Origin of the sequence: Synechococcus sp. R55.7, assembly GCF_047461955.1 — a bacterium.
Taxonomy (GTDB): Bacteria; Cyanobacteriota; Cyanobacteriia; order Thermostichales; family Thermostichaceae; genus Thermostichus.
In genome coordinates, this window is the sequence record NZ_JANSIC010000021.1 from 1 (window position 1) to 16293 (window position 16293).

Consider the following 16293-nt stretch of genomic DNA (forward strand, 5'->3'; position numbering starts at 1 on the left):
CGGGGGTGGGTGTTGTGGGCGATGAAAGGGGGCAAGGTGGCAGACTCTCAGAGCACGCCCAAGCAAGGGGAGACCTCTTCCGGTCGGGATCGGGCCTCGCGGCCGAAAAAAAGTAAGCCAAGCCCTTCTGCCCAGTCCGGGGATTTGGGAACCTCAGAAGCAAGAGCGCGGCCAAAACAGGCCGATAGCACTCCGCGCCGTGCGGAGCAGCAGGAGATTTTACAAGATCACCCTTCTGGCTTGAACCCGCCCAAAAATCTCTCTATACTGCAGGGAACTTTATCATTTGCTCCCGCTTCTTCATCTCTCCTTCAATCTATGCGTGCTCCCTCTTCAGGTGACTCGGATCCCATCCTTTCAGAGACTCATGCGGGCTGTTCAGCATCCGAGCCGGATCCCAGCACGGAGCGCCATTTGGCCCTGAGGCAGCAACAGCCCTTGGAGAGCCGTCTGCTCAAAGCCGAAGCCGAGCTCCAAGAGCGGCGAGTTCTTCAGGAACAACTGCAGGCTTTGCACCAGAAGGTGGCCGAACAAGAGAAGGCGCTGCAGGAGCGGGAGCATCTCTTGCAACAGTTGCAGCAGACTTTGGCGGCTCAGAAAGTCCAGATCTCGGATCAGGAAGCTCAGCTTGCTGCTCGGCAACGCTTAAATGAACGGCAGCGGCAGGATATCGAGGCCCTGCAGGAGCAGATTGAGCAGCTACGCTTGGCCCACGCTCAGGAGCGCCGTCAATGGGAACAGCGCCAGCAGGAGCTGCAGGCCTCTCTGCTGGAAGCCCAGGATGTGGCGGAAAAGCGGGTGGAAATGCTGCAACGCTTTAAGGCAGAGCTTTCTCTGGCCCGCACTCAAATTGCCGAAACTCAGGCGGAGCTGAGCAGCCTGCGGGCTTTGTACAGCGACCAACAGGCAGCCTGGCAGGAGCAACGGGAACACCTCGAGGCCCGTTTGGCGGGCTATGCCGAGACGGAAGCCGAGGCCGAGCAGCGCTGGCGGGAACAACGGCAAGAGCTAGAAGCAGCCCTGGCCGAAGCCCAAGCTCAATTGGCGGCTTTGCAAGCTCAGCAGGAGCATCTGCGCCAGGGATCCCTGGCGCAGCAACAGCTTCAACAGCAGTGGCAGGCCCAGGCCGAAGCGCTGCAAGTGGCCCTCTCTCAAGCCCAGGCGGAAGTTACCCGTTGGCAGCAAGAGCACCGCCATCTGCAGGAACAGTACGCCCAAGCCCAGCAGCATCTCTCCGCCATGGAGCGGCAGTTGCAGGCTGCCTTGGAGCAGTTGGCCGCCCAACCCGACTGGCAGCCACAGTTGCGCTCTGCGCAGGCAACCATTCTCCATCTGCAAGAAGAAATTGCAACCTTGTCCACGCAACTGGAGAAGCAAGCAGAGCAGATCAAAGCCCTGCAAGGGGAGCGTGCTGCCCTGTGGGAAGAAAACCGCTCTCTCCGAGAAAAATACGAGCAGCAGCAGATGCATGTGCTGAGCTTGAAGGCGGCTTTGGAACGCAAAGGCTTGGATGTCCCACCTCGGGCCGATACCTCCAGCGCCCTCACGCGAACAGAGTCCCTTGGCCAGGCTCTGTCTCCAACCCCTGCTGCCAAGCCTACAATTCAGCCCCTGGCCCAACCTCTACCGTCTCGGGCAAGCAAGCGGGCGGTCGATCTGCCGAGGTTTCTGCCCCGTCCGTGAGGGATCCCGTGTTGCAGCCTGTTCCTCCCCGCTGGCTGGAAGTGTGGGTGGATCATCCCCATTTGGGGGGTTGCTTTACCTATCGTGTGCCAGAGGGATCCGCGCCAGAAGCGGGCGACCTGCTCAGCGTACCCTTTGGTCAGCAAATGGCGGGGGCAGTGGCCTTGGGTTGGCGCTCCGAGCTGCCGGCAGGGGTGGATCCGCAGTCGGTGCGGGAGATCGAGGCGGTGGTGGCCAAAGGGATCCTGCCCAAAGAATTCTGGCCCCTGCTGCAGCGGGTGGCCGACTATTACCTCACCCCTCTGGCCCAGGTGGTGCGCACGGTATTGCCCCCCGGCTTGCTCAGCCGTTCTCAGCGGCGTGTCCGCTTGCTCAGGCTCCCTGCCGAAGGGGAGGAATGTTCGCCGGCTGCCCAAACCCTGCTGCAGCTGCTTCAGGCCAAAGGGGGAGAGCTGTCTTGGCGCTATGTGCAACAGCAGGTGCCCACTGCCGCCCTCGCCCTGCGGGAACTGCAGCGACGGGGTTGGGTGGAGAGCTTTTGGCAGGAGCAACAGGGGGGCAGGGTGAAAACCCAGCTGGCCGCCAGTCTGGCCGACGACTCCCCAGAGGGGCTGAGCCTCCCTCAGCAGAAGGCGCTGCAGATCCTCAAGCAGAAGGGGGGAGAGCTGCTGCTCGCCGAGTGGGAGCGCCTGGCAGGAGTGAGCCGAGCGGTTCTGCAGGGGTTGGCCCGCAAAGGCCGTGTCCACCTCTACGAGCGCCCACTGCTGCGGCTGGGAGATGCCAGCCTGCCGGGGTGGCGGGATCCGCCCAGGCCCTTGACGGCCGCCCAGGCCCAGGCGGTAGAGGCGATCCGGCAAGCTTTGGGCCGGTTCCAGCGGTTTTTACTGCACGGGGTCACCGGTTCTGGGAAAACGGAAGTGTACCTGCAGGTGATCGCCCAGGTGCTGCAGCAAGGACGGTCGGCGCTGGTGCTGGTGCCCGAGATCGGCCTTACCCCGCAACTGATGGATCGGTTTCGGGCGCGGCTGGGATCCCAGGTGTGGGCCTACCACAGCGGCCTCTCGGAAGGCGAGCGCTACGACACCTGGCGGCAGATGCTGTCCTCCACCCCCCAAGTGGTGATCGGCACCCGCTCGGCGGTGTTTGCCCCCTTGTCCAAGCTGGGCCTGATCGTCTTGGACGAAGAGCACGACGACAGCTTCAAGCAGGATCAGCCCCAGCCCTGCTACCACGCCCGTCAGGTGGCCGAGTGGCGGGCCGAGCTGGCCGGTTGTCCCCTGGTCCTGGGCAGTGCAACCCCAGCAGTGGAAACCTATGCCGCCCATCTGCAGGATCCGCAGCGGTGGATCCGGCTGGCCCTGCCGCAGCGCATCCCCCAAGCTGGGATCCCGGCCACCCTGCCCCAACTGGAGCTGGTGGACATGCGCCAGGAGCTCCAAGCCGGCAACCGCAGCATCCTCAGCCGCCGTCTACACCAGGCCCTGCAGCAGACGCTGGACAGAGGGGAACAGGCCATTCTCTTTGTCCCCCGCCGCGGCCACAGCACCTTCGTCTTGTGCCGTAGCTGCGGGTTTGTCCTCACCTGCGAGCATTGTGATGTTTCTCTCACCTTTCATCTGGCCCATCTCGGCGGGCAGGAACTGCGCTGCCACTACTGCGGCGCCCGCCAACCCCATCCGCAGCGCTGCCCCGCCTGTGGATCCCCCTACCTGAAGCACTTCGGCACCGGCACCCAAAAAGTGGTGGAAGTGCTGCACCAGCATTGGCCCCAGCTCTCGATTTTGCGCTACGACAGCGACGCCACCCGCCGCAAGGGATCCCATCGCGATTTGCTGGAGCAGTTTCGCAGCGGCAAGGCCCAGGTGCTGGTGGGCACGCAAATGCTCACCAAAGGGTTGGACATTCCCCAGGTGACCTTGGTGGGCGTGATGGCCGCCGATGGGCTGTTGCACCAAGCCGACTATCGCGCCGGCGAGCGCAGCTTTCAACTGCTCACCCAGGTGGCAGGGCGCTCGGGCCGGGGATCCCTGCCAGGACAGGCGATTATCCAGACCTATCTGCCGGAGCACCCGATTTTGAGGGCGGTGCTGGCCCAAGATTACGAGGGCTTCTTGCGGGCAGAACTGCAACAACGGCAAGAGGGGGGCTATCCTCCCCATCGAGCCTTGATTTTGATCCGCTTGAGCAGCACCCGCCTGGAAGCCCTGGAGCGCTACTGCCATCGGGTGGCCGAACGCCTACAGGGGATCCCAGCAGAGGTGTTGGGGCCGGGGCCGGCCCAGGTGGAGCGGGTTGCCGGACGCTACCGCTGGCAGATCCTGTTGAAGCAGCTTCCCGACCAAGGTTGGGATCGCCCGAAGCTGGCTGCGCAGATTCAGGCCGCCATTGGCCATCTCCCCCAAGGGATCCGCGTCAGCATAGATGTGGATCCCCTGCGGATTCTCTAGGAACAGTTGACCCGGCGCGCGGCAAGCCCGCCGATCCCGCGAGATCTTAAGGTAGTCTGGTTTCGGGGCCACCCGTATCCAACTCAACTCTGGCAAAGCATGGCTGAAAACCGGACTGGCGCGTTTATCGGTGGGCTGTTGCTGGGAACTGCTGTGGGCACCGCCATCGGCCTGCTCTTGGCTCCCCGCAGCGGACGGGAGACGCGGCGACTGCTGAAGAAATCGGCAGAGGCCCTGCCAGAGGTGGCAGAAGATGTGACCAGCAGTCTGCAATATCAATCGGAAAAGTTGTTCGACGCTGCCCAACGCAGTTTGGATGAGGCTCTGCTGCGGCTGCAGCAGGCAGTGGCGGTGGGCAAAGAAGCCATGTTGCAGAAGCGAAGGGAGCTGCTCCAAGCCCAGAACTCGCGTCCCTTTGGCGGGGAAGAAGCTGACCTAGAAGCTCGGGATGGGGAGGAGGCGGCGGGATGAACGACCCGGTCTTTTGGCTCGGCCTCTCGGTAGGCCTGGTAGCAGTGGGCATTTTGGCAGTGATCCTGACCCTACTACCTGCCGTCATTCAACTGGGTCGAGCTGCCCAGAGCGTGGAGCGCTTTTTCGACACGCTGCTGCGGGAATTGCCGCCCACGCTGGAGGCCCTGCGCCTGACCAGCCTGGAAGTGAGCGAGATTGCCGACAGCCTCGACGAAGGGGTGAAAGGGGCTGGGCAAGTGGTGAAGCAGGTCAACCGCTCCATCGAAGGAGCACGCACCCAAGCCCAGGGCGCCCAAGTCAATATCCGCAGCTTTTGGGCAGGGGTACGGGCAGCCTGGCAGACGCTGTCCGGCGAAGTGCCCCCCACCACTGGCGCGATTCACAACCCGCGGCTGCGCCCATCCGACCCATCCAACCGTTCTTTCTCCGCTGCTTCATCGACACTTCCCCTGGGAGGTGACCGCCCTTTTGCCGGCGGAGCCACACCAGAGGGATCCCAAGCCGCTGCCCAATCTTCCCGACCGGACATCGCCAATCCCTAGGCGTTCCTCAGGATCTTCTGAAAGACAGGCGTAGGAGGCTGGGGCTCTTGCCCGGGGGGAAGCTGGCCCCAAGTCGCATCGGGATCCCAGCGCAGTTGCAGGGTGTCGGCGAGGGAGAACCCCAGTTGCTGCAGGATCTTGAGGCTGAGAGCGGGAATGAGGGGGGAGAGCAGGACTGCCACCCAGCGCACACTTTCCAAAACGGCATAGAGGATCTGGGCCACCCGTTCCCCCTGCCCTTGCTTGTGCAGCGTCCAAGGAGCCTGCTCATCAAGGTATTTGTTGCTGGCCTGGGCTAAGCTGAGGGCTTTGCGGGCAGCAGAGCTGGGATCCAGCCGCTCGTAGGCGTCGGCCACTGCCGGGGCAAGGCGCTCGGCCAGGGTTTTGAGGGGGTGATCTGCAGGGATCCCGACGGCGGGAACGCGGTAGTCGGATTGATATTTCCTGAGCATGTTGAGGGTGCGGTTGAGCAAGTTGCCCAGGTCGTTGGCCAGATCGGCGTTGAGCACGTCAACGAAGCGGCCCTCGCTGAAATCGCCATCCTTGCCCAGCTCGATTTCCGTCAGAAAGTAGTAGCGCACGGCATCGGCGCCGTACTGGCGCACCAGCTCAAAGGGATCCACCGTGTTCCCCAGGCTTTTGCTCATCTTGAGGCCATCCTTGGTGAGAAAGCCGTGGCCAAAGATTTGTTTGGGCAGAGGCAGACCGGCCGACATGAGCATAGCCGGCCAGTAGATGGCATGAAAGCGGACGATGTCCTTGCCCACCAGGTGCACATCCGCAGGCCAGTAGCGGCGTAGGGCATTTGCCAAGGTGGGCTCGTCGTCAGGATCCAGAGCGGCACTGATGTAGTTGATCAGGGCGTCAAACCAGACGTAGAGGGTTTGGCCGGGATCTGCCGGGAAGGGGATCCCCCAGGAGACACTAGGGCGAGAGATGGAAAAATCCCGCAGGCCCTGCTTGACAAAGTTGATCACCTCATTGCGGCGGCTTTCTGGCTGGATAAACTCCGGCTGCTCGGCATAGAGGGCTTCCAGCTTTTCCTGGTAGCGGGAGAGGCGAAAAAAGTAGTTTTCTTCATCTTTCCACTCCACCTTCTTGGTGGGGTGCAGGGGGCAAAATCCTCCCTCCAGCAGCTCGGCCTCGTCTTTGAACTCTTCGCAGGCAACGCAGTACCACCCCTGCTGCCGCCCAACGAAAATATCCCCCTGATCCCAGACCCGCTGAAAAAACTCCCGCACAATGGCTTTGTGGCGAGGGTTGGTGGTGCGGATAAAGCGGTCGTGGCGGATGTGGAGTAGGTGCCACAGTTTCGCAAACTCGGCAGAAAACTCATCACAGTGCTGCTGCGGCGGAACGCCCCGTTCTTCGGCGGTACGCTGGATCTTCTGGCCGTGCTCGTCGGTTCCCGTCACCATCAGCACATCCTTGCCCCGCAGGCGATGGTAACGGGCAATGGCATCCGCCACCAGGGTGGTGTAGGCGCTGCCGATGTGGGGAGCGGCGTTGACGTAGTAGATGGGGGTGGTGATGACAAAGGTGGAATCCGGCATGAGCATCCGCAAGGCTTTCTCCCATGATAGAGGTTGCCGGAAAGTCCAAAAGGCCAAGCTGTAGCGTGGGTGGGGAGAGGCTCATTCGATGAAACTTCAGGTCAACCTTCCGGGGTGGAGCGGTGTGGCGTTGGGAGTAGGGATCCTCGGGGCGGGAGCGGGCCTGGCCCAACCATCGACGGCGCCCCTGCCGGAAACCCGGATCCCCTGTGAGATCTTCATTGCCGGGGGTGGGCTGGGGGGGGTGGCGGCGGCCTATGACGCGCTGCAACTGGGCCGGCAGGTGTGCATGACGGAGATCACCGATTGGATCGGGGGGCAGGTGAGCGCCCAGGGAGTCTCCGCTTTGGACGAGCGACCCCTGCAACGAGAAAATGACATCTTCCCCAAAGGCTACAGCGAGTTTCGCCGGCGGGTACGGGAAAAATACGGCGGGGATCCCAATCCGGGCAAATGCTGGGTGAGCGTGCTCTGCTTTTCCCCTCAGGTGGGCCACCAGGTGATTCGGGAGATGTTGGATCCCTATCTGCAGTCGGGGCAGTTGCGGCTGTTCACCGAGACGGTAGTGAAGGATTTGGAGATCAAAGACTCTCAGATCCGCAGTGTGCAGGCCATTCGCAACATCCCCAAACACGCCGGCGTGGAGCCGGAGCAGCGGGGGGATTTGTCCACCTATCTCCTGGACTTTTACCGCCTGGAGCCCACCGACGACTGGGACAAGGAGATCCTGCGCTTTGAGCCGCCGCCAGAACGCCAGGGGAAAACCCTGCCCTGGGTGGTGATCGATGCCACCGAAACCGGCGAGCTGCTGCCCCTGGCGCGGGTGCCCTACCGCCTGGGAACCGATGGCCAAAGCCGCTGGGAACCCAGCTCCAAGCCCTATGTGGATCCCTACTGTACCCAGGGCTTCACCTACACCTTTGTCCTGGAGCGCTCTGCTGTGCCCCAAGTCCCCATCAAGCCCGAGTTCTACAACGATCCCCTGCACGGCCCCTACTACAGTTACGAACACCCTCGCTTCAACTTTGCGCTGATCTTCACCTACCGCCGCATCCGGGGGCAGGTGTTCGGCTTTGGGGAAGAGGCCATCCGGGTGGGGGATCAATCCATGCAGAACTGGACCTGGGGCAACGACTGGCGCATCACCGGCCCGGAGATGAACCTCATCCTTACCCACGAGCAACTGCAGGCCTCAGGCCAACTGCAGCCGGGCGGCTGGATGGGGGGCCTGCGGGTGGAAGCCCTGCGGCGAGCTGAGCAGCATGCTAAGGGCTTTTTCTACTGGCTGGTGGCGGGAAGGACGGATTTTCTCCTGCAACAGGAGGATCCCAACTTTCAAAAAGACTTCTACTTGCGCTATGCCTACCTACGGGGGCCCAATACCCCCATGGGAACTGCCAGCGGCCTCTCCAAGTACCCTTATATCCGCGAGTCGCGGCGCATCATTGGTCGGCCCAGCCTCTCCTACCCAGAAGGATTTACCATCTACGAGTCGGACATCACCACGCGGGAATCGGAGTTGAATCGTGGTCGCCCCTTTATCTTCTACGACTCAGTGGGGGTGGGCCAGTACCCCATCGACTTTCACGACTGCCTGCTGCCGGATTTTTCCCTGCCCCCCAGCAACAACAAAGACGCGCAGGCCCCCAGCTACCCTTACCAGATCCCCCTGCGGGCTCTGATCCCCCAGCGCATTGACAATCTGCTAGCCGGCAACAAAAATATCGCCACCAGCCGCATTGCCAGTGCCTCCTACCGGGTGCATCCGGTGGAATGGGCCATTGGCACCGCCGCCGGCCACACGGCCCACTTTGCCCTAGAACGGGATCTGATCCCGGCGGAGATCGTGGAGGAGCCGCTTTTGGATTTGCGGCTGTTGCCAGCTCTCCAGGCCCAAATCCAGAGCTTGGGCAACCCCATTCAATTTCCTGGCACCACCATTACCGCCACCGATTGGGCCCAATCCCGCTAGCCTAGAAAGGCAGGGTTGGGAGTTGACCGGTGGATCCCGTTGGGGTTGGACTTGTGGGCTGGGAGATGCTTCGCCCCTCTTTATGGGCCGCCACGGCTCTGTGGGGCTTAGGGCTAATGTGGGGGTTTTCGCCGCTGCATCAAAAGCTGCAGGAGAGCTGGGAAAAGCAATTGCTATGGGATCCCAGTGGAGCTTTGGCTTCCTTGCTGAGCACCCTTCCCTTTTTGCTGGCAGCAGGCTTGGTGGTAGCCCTGACGGAGATCTCCTTGGGCAAAAGCTGGGCCGTCTCCTGCGGCCTGATCGCCTGCGTCGGCGGAGGCCTCTATGAACTGGGCCGGCGGGACAATGCCAGGTAACTCAAGCGCTCCGTGTTGTTAACGCAACTACCCCCAGTCTCCTCCCCTAGGGAGCGGATAAGCAACGCCAAGTTAGAGCGGCTTCAAGCGATGACCCCCCTCCAAGAAGCAGCAGAAGCAGCGGCCAAGCTGCTGGTATTCCGGGACATCTGCACCCACCCCCTAGCCCTAGCCTGGCAGGAGCTAATCCAGCAGTTGATGAGTGGGGATCCCCTGCCGTGCTGGGCGGCCTACGGGCGCTGGTTTGAGCAGTTGGCCCGGCAGGGCCTGAGCTGGCGGGAGTGGCTGATCCGGGAGATCCGCTGGGCCGATAACCCCTTTGCCCGTGCAGCGCTGCAGCCCCAAGGGATCCCAGAGCCTCTGATGCAGGCTGCCCGCCACGACCTGCGCTGTCTGCAAACCCTAGCGGACAGTCAGGAGACCATTGCCGAGCAGATGCAGGCGTTGGGGTTGGGGATCCCCTGGCCCGATGGGGAAACCGATAGCGCTGGCTGGGATCCCCGCTCTTTTGCCGATTGGGGCCAGAGCTTGGAGACCTTAATTGCCCACTACCGCCAAAGGGGGGTAGGGCTCTGTGGTCGCTACTGGGCCTTTCGCTGGGGGCCAGCAGGGCTAGAAGGGATCCCTGCTCCCGATCTGTCTGACTGGGAGGAGATCTACGGCTACGAACGGCAGAAACAGCAGTTGGCGGCCAACACCGAAGCGCTGCTGCGGGGGGATCCGGCTTTGCATGTGTTGCTCTACGGGGCGCGGGGCACCGGCAAGTCTTCTCTGGTGAAGGCGTTGTTGCGCCGCTACGGCCCGCAGGGGTTGCGCCTATTGGAGCTGAGGCGAACAGACTTGATTCAGTTGCCGGAAATTTTGGCAGAGCTGCGGGCGCAGGTGTTGCCTTTCATCTTGTTTGTGGACGATCTCTCCTTTGAGGCAGAGGAAACCGAGTTCAAGCAGCTCAAGGTGCTCCTGGAGGGGGATCTCGTTGCGCCGCCCCCCAACGTGCGCCTTTATGCCACCAGCAACCGCCGCCATCTCATCCGCGAGTTTTTCGGCGACCGTCCCAATCCCCAAGATCAAGAAGTTCACGCCTGGGATACCGTACAGGAAAAGCTGTCGCTGCGGGATCGCTTCGGCCTCACCCTCACCTTCACCCCCTTCACCCAGGGAGATTACCTGGCAACCGTAGAACACTTGGCCCAGCGGCTGGGTTTCACCCAATCTCTGGATGCCCTGCGCCGCCAGGCCTTAATCTGGGCCCAACAGCAAAACGGCTTTTCCGGTCGCACTGCCCGCCAGTTCTTGGATGCCGTTCGGGCAGGGCTGGTGAAAGGCAACGATGGACTTCCGAGCTAGAGGTGGTGACTATTCCAAACTCCAAAAAAGACAGAAGTTGCTGAGCTACACTCGCTACACGAAGGGGCGCCGGTCAGCCTGTCTCTGCCGTTACAAAAGCCAGGCGTCATAGCCATAGTCCGACCAAGGGCTGGCCCCAGAAGAAGGCAAAAGAAATGCACGATGGAAGCCATGGTCGCATCAGCGTTGGGTAGCAACCTCGATCCGGCCAATCTGGATCAGACGGAAGCAAGCCGAGGCTTGGCCCGCCTGGGGATCGATGTGGGGGGCACCTTTACCGATCTGGTGCTCCTGCGCGACGGCCAGATGCAGACGGCGAAGGTGCTGTCTACCCCCAGCCCTGAGGAGGGGGTCTTTGCGGCGCTGGACAAGCTGGGGGCGCTCCAAGGAGAGCTCCGGGTTGACCTGTTCTGCCATGGCATGACGGTGGCCACCAACGCGCTGCTGGAGCGCAAGGGATCCCCCACCCTGTTTTTGACCACGGCGGGCTTTCGGGATGTGCTGGCCATTGCCCGTCAAAACCGCCCCTCTCTGTATGACCTGACGCAGCCCAAGCCGGAGCCGGTGGTGCCCCGCCACCATTGCCTGGAGGTGAAGGAGCGCTGCAGCGCGGGCGGAGTGTTGGAGCCGCTCACCGATGCCGAAATCCGGCGGGTGGTGCAGGAGGTGGGGGAACGGGTGCAGCGGGATGGGATCCGCGCTATTGGGGTGGGGTTTTTGTTTTCTTTTCTCTACCCGGAGCACGAACAGCGGCTGGGAATGGCCTTGCGACAGGCTTTCCCGGAGCTACACCTTTCCCTGTCTTGCGAGGTGGCGCCGGAGTTCCGAGAATACGAGCGCTTCAGCACCACCGCCATCGATGCCTACCTCAGCCCGGCATTGGCGGGCTACCTGCACCGCTTGGCCCAAGGATGTCGGGAGCGAGGGATCCCCCAACCGTTGATCATGCAGTCTTCCGGCGGGGTGACCTCCATCCCTCAGGCGGCGGCCCATGCTTCGGTGGCTTTGCTCTCGGGGCCGGCAGGCGGGGTTTATGGGGCGGCCTATCTGGGTCGCCTGAGTGGCTACCCCCACTTGCTCAGCTTCGATATGGGGGGAACCAGCACGGATGTGGCCTTGATCCAAGATGGGATCCCCCAGGTTACTCCCGCAGCGGTGGTGTGTGGCTTGCCCGTGCAACAGCCCCAAATTGATATCCACACCGTCAGTGCCGGCGGCGGATCCCTGGCCTATTTGCTGCCCGGCGGTGGGCTCCAGGTGGGGCCAGAGAGTGCCGGATCCAACCCCGGGCCGGCCTGCTACGGTCGGGGGGGAACAGCTCCGACGGTTACCGATGCCAACCTCTGGCTGGGGTACCTGCCGGATGGCGGGCGGCTGGGCGACTCGGTGCAGCTACGGCGGGAGCTGGCGGAACAGGCTATTGCCACGCTGGCGGATCCCTTGGGTTTGAGCTTGCAGGAAACTGCCGTTGGCATTCGCACCTTGGCGAATGTCGCCATGTCGCGGGCCTTGCGGGTGATCAGCGTGGAGCGGGGTTTGGATCCCGCCGATTTTGCCCTGTTGGCCTTCGGCGGAGCCGGGCCCATGCATGCCTGTGCTTTGGCAGAAGAGCTGGGCATCCGCACGATCTTGATCCCGGCTGCCTGTGGGGTGCTCTCGGCGCTGGGAATGGCTTTGGCAGATCTGCGGCGAGACTATCGGCGGGCCATCCTCCAACCTCTGCGGCAGCTCACGTCCGCTTCAGGGGGATCCCTGCTGGCCCAATGGGCAGAACCCCTGATCCGCCAGGCCCAAGCCGATCTGCAGGAGCCGGCGTTGCACTTCAGCTTGGACTTGCGCTATCGCGGCCAGTCTTTTGAGTTGGGGATCCCGGTGCGGTTGTCGGATCCGATTGCTCATCTGGAACAGCAGTTTCACCAGGCCCACCGACAACGCTATGGATGGCAGGATTTAGCCCAGCCGGTGGAGGTGATTCAGTTGCGTCTACAGGCGGTGCAGGCCCTACCCACCGTGCCTTTGACTGCACCCCACCCTTTGCCAGGGGATCCCCTCAAGGGTCGGCGAGAGGCATGGTTTGGGGGCAGGATGCGCCTGGTGCCGGTCTACGATCGGCAGCGCATGGATGTGGGGTTTCAACTGCGCGGGCCGGCAATTGTCGAGATGCCGGAGGCAACTGCGGTGATCGAAGCCGGTTGGACAGGTGTCATTGACGAAGTGGGAACCCTAATCTTGAGCTGTGTTCGCGATAGCGGGACAAAGTCCTGGTGAGTCCATCCGCAAGCAGAGCGTCATGGTCATTTCGATTCAAACTAGGATACTGTGCCCACACCCAAAACGTTGCTCGCGTCGGCGTTGCGGAGCAATAATGCAGGGGGCCAGAAGCTCACCCTAACCTGAAACGACCCTAACCGAGCTTGTTTTGAGGGGGAGAGCCAGGGGCTGCAGATTGCCTTGACGACTCCCTTCACGATTTTTGCGTCCAGATGGGGTGTTGCTTGTTTTCATTGGGCAGGGTCTAGATAGATGGACTGGCCTCTGCAGCCCTTGCCCTGACTGGATTTTCGCGATTTCCCTCAAGGGCGGACGATGGGACTCGAACCCACGAATGGAGGATCCACAATCCTCTGCCTTAACCGCTTGGCTACGCCCGCCGTGATTCCGGCTATCTAGCTTAGCATGGGAAAAACGGGACTGAACCACAGAGGTCGAAGCACCCCAAATGCTACCCAGAGCCGATTTGTTGCGAGGGGCAGAGTATCGAGAAACCTTGGCACGGGTCTTGGATTTGGGAGAGCAAGCCCTCAAGACCTGGCAAGTGGTCTGGAGCGACTTCCTTTCCCCACCCGAAATAGCGGAGGTGCAAGCTCGGCTGCGCAACTTGACCGAACTACAAGTGGGGGCCTGGGGAGGGTACCCCCAAGCAGAACGCCAACGCATAGCCCTGGCCCGCTCTGAGGTGGGCCTGGATGTCCGGGATCCCAAGCCCGACCCAGAAGGGATCCCATTGGCCGCCATTCAGATTCAAGGCAACTTTCTCTTCGACCCGGCTACCCACCGCGATTTTCTGGGAGCCCTTTTGGGAGCCGGCATCGCCCGCGAGAAAGTGGGAGACATCCTCCTGTTGGGGGACTCAGGCGCCCAGGCCATCGTTGTGCCCGAAATGGTGGATTACCTCACCCTAAACCTGACTCAGGTGCGCACAGTGCCTGTCAAAGTGAGCCGGATCCTCCTGAGCCAGTTGAACATTCAACCCCCCCGCGTCAAATCCATCACCAGCGTGGAAGCCTCTTTGCGCCTGGATGCGGTAGCCTCAGCTGGGTTTGGCATCTCCCGCAGCAAGATGGTGGAAGAAATCCAACGGGGGGAAGTGCGGGTCAACTGGAAGCCCATTACCCAAGCCAGCTACACCGTTGGCCCTCAGGATTGGATTGCCATTCGCGGTCGTGGTCGGCTGCAAATCGAAGAGGTAGCCGAAACGAAAAAAGGCCGCTTTCGAGTGCAAATGACGCGGTATCTCTAGATTTTTTCCTGTCTGAGTTTGGGGAGATCGTTATGCTCATTTTGGTTCAAACTAGGATACTGTGCCCACACCCGAAACGTTGGTCGCGTCAGTGTTGTAGAGCAATAATGCATAGGGCCAGAAGTCTTTTCAAGGACTCCGTCCCGCTGGCGCGATCAGTAGCTCAGGTGTCCACCCTAATTTGAAGCGACTGCAGCTTCAAGAAATGCTCTAGAAAAAAGAGAAAAAGGCCCAGGGATAAAGCAAATACTCCAAGTAAAACAACTTCCAGATCAGTTGATAATAGCCAACAATCGCCTCCCGACGGCTGAGATCCAGATGGACACCATAGCCCAAGAGGATCCCCAGCCCCAACACATGGCTCACCAACAGCCAGAGGCCGTTGCCCGCAAGGAGAAAAGAGATCCCCACCCCGATAAATCCCAGATAGCACAAGGCCAAAATGCCGATACAAAACCTTGAGATCCGCTCTGGCCCAAAGCGCAGCGAGAAGGTGGCAATGGCAAACTGGCGATCCCCTTCCATGTCGGGAATATCTTTGAAAAGGGCGATCACCAGCCCAAAAATCGACATAAACCCCGTCAGCCAAACAATCGGGGCTGAAAGCTCGACCCTTCCCTGCATCACCTGCTGAAAATGGCTGTAAAGGCCCAAATTGACGATCAAGCCGCGCACGCTGTAGATGCAAGCCGAGGCCGCCAGCGGAAAACGCTTCAACCGCAAGGGGGGCAACGAATAGGCCGTGCCGATCCCATTGCTCAAAAGCACCGTCAGCAGCAGGTAGGGGATCCCGGCCATGGCCAGTAGGACGGACGCCACCCCACAACCCACGACGATCCCCACCCCCTGTCGCCAACTCAGGGATCCAGCAGCCAAGGGCAAATGGGGCTTGTTGATGCGGTCGATTTCAACATCCGTCAGTTGATTCAAGCCGACGATGTAGACATTGGCCGCCAAACAGGCTGCCCAAGCCCAGACCAGGTGGGGTAGTGCGGAGAGAACCGGTTGCAGGGATCCGGCAGCCACAAACCCCGCCAACAGGTAGAGGCCCACCACGCTGGCGCTGGTGCCGTAGACGGTGTGGGGTCGAGCAAAACGCCAGAGAACTTGTGGGCGCAACATCGAAAAAGCTAGGGAGAGTCTTCCAGGAGAGAAGCTAGGGCTGCCCAGCGGGGATCCGCCGTTGGTGCTGTAGCTTCCACCGCAATGCCCGGACAATCGGGACGGCAGGGCAACTGGCGGGGCATCTCCAAATGCAGGTGCTGGTACATCCAGTCTTCGACATCCAGCTCACCATTGGGGGGCAGGCTCTCCAGCAGATCTTCTTCGTCTTGCAATTCCAGCTCCAAGGGGAGAGGTTCGGGATCCCGAATCAAAATGATCTCCTCAACTTCCAGGTGCAGCCGGTGGTTGAACTGCTGTAGGCAGCGGTGGCAGGTGAGGGTGACAATGGTACGAGCTTCAGCACTCACTTCGAGAAAATGGCCCCGATGGCTGACTTCCAGGGATCCCTCCACAGGGGTCAAACTCTCAAAGCCCGAAAAAAACTGCCTAAACTGCAATTCTTGGGTTTGACCGGGCATCTGCCGCAGATCCGATAGACGAATTGGCCTCAGCATGGCACCCCCCTTCACGCGTTTTGGGTAGCAGGGATCCCTGTCGTCACCGTAGCAAGAGGGCCAACTTGTTCCCAGCCCTCTGCCCACTCTCAAGATGGGGAAGCTGCCCGACGGATAACCAAGCGCCGGTCAGGCTCTTTGCCACGGCTGAAAGTTTCCAGATCGGCATAGGCAGGGTCATTCAAGAGCGTGTGAATCTGCCGACGCTCGGCAGCCGAGAGATCGGGAAACTCGTATTCCCGGCCAGTGGCCCTCACCTTTTCCACAGCAGCGGCAACCAAAACCTTCAGCTCCTGCAAACGCCGCTGCCGATAGCCGTCCAAATCCAAAATGTAGGGCTGCTGCTGGTCTTCCGGCTGGTTCAGGTTGAGAAGGGTGTTGGCCAGGTACTGCAACGCATCCAGCACCACGGGGGAGCGATCCTCCTCTTGAGGGGAATCTCTGGAAGATGGAGAGGGCAAGGGGGGGGCTTTCGCCAACAGCAGCTGCTTCTGAGCTGGGGTCAAAGAGTCTGCCTCAATTTCCAGCACCTCCCCCACCACCCGCACCGCCGCTGGGATCCCCATAGCCGCCAGCACCTGCTGTAACCACTGCCTGGCTCGCTCTTGATTGGCCGCAAAGGTGGACTTGTTTGGCGAAGGGGCAACGGTTCCCTCAGATTTCTTAGCAGCAGATCCCGTAGAAGACTTAGGACGGCTCATCCTGGGCAGCTTCCAACTTTGAAGAGGTATCAACACTCCACCACAAGTCCACCCCAACAGCGAGGATCCCCTAGGGCTC

General features: G+C 61.3%; 13 protein-coding genes and 1 tRNA gene. 9 read left to right on the forward strand and 5 right to left on the reverse strand.

What is annotated here, in order from left to right; translation table 11 throughout:
- The first annotated feature begins 318 nt into the window (after positions 1–318).
- From NW820_RS02095 to NW820_RS02110, 4 genes are all read left to right on the forward strand, one after another.
- The gene (locus tag NW820_RS02095; protein ID WP_414342953.1) at positions 319–1683 is read left to right on the forward strand and encodes a hypothetical protein; all 1365 of its coding nucleotides are present in this window, start codon (positions 319–321) and stop codon (positions 1681–1683) included.
- A gap of 41 nt (positions 1684–1724) precedes the next feature.
- The gene (gene priA / locus NW820_RS02100) at positions 1725–4130 is read left to right on the forward strand and encodes a primosomal protein N' (protein ID WP_414406567.1); all 2406 of its coding nucleotides are present in this window, start codon (positions 1725–1727) and stop codon (positions 4128–4130) included.
- 99 nt (positions 4131–4229) lie between these two features.
- Positions 4230–4601, forward strand: a complete 372-nt coding sequence (locus NW820_RS02105) for a YtxH domain-containing protein (RefSeq protein ID WP_011433806.1) — start codon at positions 4230–4232, stop codon at positions 4599–4601.
- Entirely contained in the window at positions 4598–5146 is a 549-nt protein-coding gene (locus NW820_RS02110; protein WP_011433807.1) for a hypothetical protein, read from the forward strand. The genes NW820_RS02105 and NW820_RS02110 overlap by 4 nt, the downstream gene beginning before the upstream one ends.
- On the opposite strand, the gene metG is transcribed toward NW820_RS02110, so the two are convergent.
- Positions 5143–6699 (reverse strand): methionine--tRNA ligase, encoded by a 1557-nt coding sequence (metG, locus tag NW820_RS02115; protein ID WP_414406560.1) that lies wholly within the window; start codon positions 6697–6699, stop codon positions 5143–5145. The two genes, NW820_RS02110 and metG, sit on opposite strands and share 4 nt — an antisense overlap.
- A gap of 88 nt (positions 6700–6787) precedes the next feature.
- On the opposite strand from metG, the gene NW820_RS02120 reads away from it, so the two are divergent.
- From NW820_RS02120 to NW820_RS02135, 4 genes are all read left to right on the forward strand, one after another.
- Positions 6788–8671, forward strand: a complete 1884-nt coding sequence (locus NW820_RS02120) for an FAD-dependent oxidoreductase (protein ID WP_414406561.1) — start codon at positions 6788–6790, stop codon at positions 8669–8671.
- A 65-nt stretch (positions 8672–8736) separates the two neighbouring features.
- Entirely contained in the window at positions 8737–9027 is a 291-nt protein-coding gene (locus NW820_RS02125) for a hypothetical protein (RefSeq protein WP_011433810.1), read from the forward strand.
- 90 nt (positions 9028–9117) lie between these two features.
- Entirely contained in the window at positions 9118–10374 is a 1257-nt protein-coding gene (locus NW820_RS02130) for a DUF815 domain-containing protein (protein ID WP_414406562.1), read from the forward strand.
- Between the two features lie 171 nt (positions 10375–10545).
- Positions 10546–12642, forward strand: a complete 2097-nt coding sequence (locus tag NW820_RS02135) for a hydantoinase/oxoprolinase family protein (protein WP_414406563.1) — start codon at positions 10546–10548, stop codon at positions 12640–12642.
- A 310-nt stretch (positions 12643–12952) separates the two neighbouring features.
- On the opposite strand, the gene NW820_RS02140 is transcribed toward NW820_RS02135, so the two are convergent.
- Positions 12953–13025: transfer RNA gene (locus NW820_RS02140), tRNA-His, on the reverse strand.
- A gap of 68 nt (positions 13026–13093) precedes the next feature.
- Here NW820_RS02140 and NW820_RS02145 point away from each other — a divergent pair.
- The gene (locus tag NW820_RS02145; protein WP_414406564.1) at positions 13094–13894 is read left to right on the forward strand and encodes a photosystem II S4 domain protein; all 801 of its coding nucleotides are present in this window, start codon (positions 13094–13096) and stop codon (positions 13892–13894) included.
- 210 nt (positions 13895–14104) lie between these two features.
- On the opposite strand, the gene NW820_RS02150 is transcribed toward NW820_RS02145, so the two are convergent.
- The 3 genes from NW820_RS02150 to NW820_RS02160 all read right to left on the reverse strand — a co-directional run.
- Positions 14105–15016 (reverse strand): homogentisate phytyltransferase, encoded by a 912-nt coding sequence (locus NW820_RS02150; RefSeq protein ID WP_414406565.1) that lies wholly within the window; start codon positions 15014–15016, stop codon positions 14105–14107.
- 8 nt (positions 15017–15024) lie between these two features.
- The gene (locus NW820_RS02155; protein ID WP_414381600.1) at positions 15025–15513 is read right to left on the reverse strand and encodes a YceD family protein; all 489 of its coding nucleotides are present in this window, start codon (positions 15511–15513) and stop codon (positions 15025–15027) included.
- Between the two features lie 89 nt (positions 15514–15602).
- On the reverse strand, positions 15603–16293 hold a 691-nt coding region (locus NW820_RS02160), incomplete at its 5' end, for a protein jag (RefSeq protein WP_414406566.1).

Excerpts from the sequence above, each read along its gene's own strand:
- NW820_RS02105 (WP_011433806.1), top strand. The coding sequence starts at position 4,230 with ATGGCTGAAAACCGGACTGGCGCGTTTATCGGTGGGCTGTTGCTGGGA.
- NW820_RS02130 (WP_414406562.1), top strand. The coding sequence starts at position 9,118 with ATGACCCCCCTCCAAGAAGCAGCAGAAGCAGCGGCCAAGCTGCTGGTA.
- NW820_RS02110 (WP_011433807.1), top strand. The coding sequence starts at position 4,598 with ATGAACGACCCGGTCTTTTGGCTCGGCCTCTCGGTAGGCCTGGTAGCA.
- NW820_RS02120 (WP_414406561.1), top strand. The coding sequence starts at position 6,788 with ATGAAACTTCAGGTCAACCTTCCGGGGTGGAGCGGTGTGGCGTTGGGA.
- NW820_RS02095 (WP_414342953.1), top strand. The coding sequence starts at position 319 with ATGCGTGCTCCCTCTTCAGGTGACTCGGATCCCATCCTTTCAGAGACT.
- NW820_RS02125 (WP_011433810.1), top strand. The coding sequence starts at position 8,737 with ATGCTTCGCCCCTCTTTATGGGCCGCCACGGCTCTGTGGGGCTTAGGG.
- metG (WP_414406560.1), bottom strand. The coding sequence starts at position 6,699 with ATGCCGGATTCCACCTTTGTCATCACCACCCCCATCTACTACGTCAAC.
- NW820_RS02135 (WP_414406563.1), top strand. The coding sequence starts at position 10,546 with ATGGTCGCATCAGCGTTGGGTAGCAACCTCGATCCGGCCAATCTGGAT.
- NW820_RS02155 (WP_414381600.1), bottom strand. The coding sequence starts at position 15,513 with ATGCTGAGGCCAATTCGTCTATCGGATCTGCGGCAGATGCCCGGTCAA.
- NW820_RS02150 (WP_414406565.1), bottom strand. The coding sequence starts at position 15,016 with ATGTTGCGCCCACAAGTTCTCTGGCGTTTTGCTCGACCCCACACCGTC.
- NW820_RS02145 (WP_414406564.1), top strand. The coding sequence starts at position 13,094 with ATGCTACCCAGAGCCGATTTGTTGCGAGGGGCAGAGTATCGAGAAACC.